Genomic DNA, 1144 nt, shown 5'->3' on the forward strand with positions numbered 1-1144 from the left:
TTCGTACCGGGACGACACGAGCTGGAAGAACAGGTTCGCTGCGTCCTGATCGAACGGGACGTAACCGACTTCGTCCACGATCAGCAGGCTGTAGCGCCGCAGCCGGCTGAGTTCGGTGGCGAGCTTGCCGCGGGAGTGCGCTTCTTGGAGTCTCGTGACCCACCCGTTCGCGGTGTCGAACAGGACCCGGTGCCCGGTCTTCGCGGCCTTGATCCCGAGGCCGATCGCGAGGTGCGTCTTCCCGGTCCCCGGGGGTCCGAGGAGGATGACGTTCTTCGCTTCCTGGAGGTAGCTGCTCGTGCCGAGGTGCGCGATCAGGGTGCGGTCCGCTCCCGGCTGGTGCTCGAAGTTGAACTCCTCGAGCGTCTTGATCCCCGGGAACCGGGCCGCCTTCGTCCGGAGGGCCGCACCGGACGCTTCACGCTCGGACACTTCCCTCGACAACACCGCAGCGAGGTACTCCTCGTGTGACCAGCCGTCGGTTCGGGCTTGCTCACCGAGGCGGCGGAATCCCTCACCGATCCGGGGTGCTTTCAGGGCGCGGGCGTAGTACTCCAGCTGTGATTCGAGCTCGCCCATCACGCGACCTGCCCGGTCCCGAAGAGATCGTCGTAAGTATCGAGGTCGCGGGTTTCGACGGCCTCGAGGGGCCGGTAGCCGCGGATCTGTTTGAACGCCTGCCTGAGCACTGCTGCTTCGGCAACATGCGCCGGGTCCGTGACGGTCAGCTGGCGGGCCCACTCCCTCTGATGCGCCGCGATGACAGTCCCGTCGTGTGTCACGGTGATCTGGTGCAGGTCGGCGGTGACGTCAACGATCCGGCCGATCATGCCCGGGCTGACGGAGTAGTCGTTCGTGAACGCACGGACGTAGTAGTCCCTGGGTAGCCGGACCGTGTTCCGGAACAACACCTCCGGCGGAACCGGCGACAAGGCACGCATCGCCGCCCGATCCCGGCCGACGAGCTCTGACGGTTTCCCGCGCCTGGACCTGGAGTGGCGGGCGTTCGCGACAGGGAGCCAGTCCACGAGTTGGGTGTTGAAATCCGCCGGTGATGTGAAGGTGCGGCCGGGCATGAAGCGTTGCCGGAAGAACCGGTTCGCCCGCTCGACCATGCCCTTCGACTCCGGATCCCGCGGCGGCA

2 protein-coding genes are annotated in these 1144 nt (G+C 66.5%); both read right to left on the reverse strand.

Features of this window, described 5'->3' with window-relative positions:
* Positions 1 to 579, reverse strand: a 579-nt coding sequence (locus B7R21_RS19290; RefSeq protein WP_116284876.1) for an ATP-binding protein, incomplete at its 3' end; no start/stop codon positions are given.
* Positions 579 to 1144, reverse strand: a 566-nt coding sequence (locus B7R21_RS19295; RefSeq protein ID WP_437184200.1) for a Mu transposase domain-containing protein, incomplete at its 5' end; no start/stop codon positions are given. The genes B7R21_RS19295 and B7R21_RS19290, both read right to left, overlap by 1 nt.

Origin of the sequence: Subtercola boreus, assembly GCF_003399625.1 — a bacterium.
Classification (GTDB): domain Bacteria; phylum Actinomycetota; class Actinomycetes; order Actinomycetales; family Microbacteriaceae; genus Subtercola; species Subtercola boreus_C.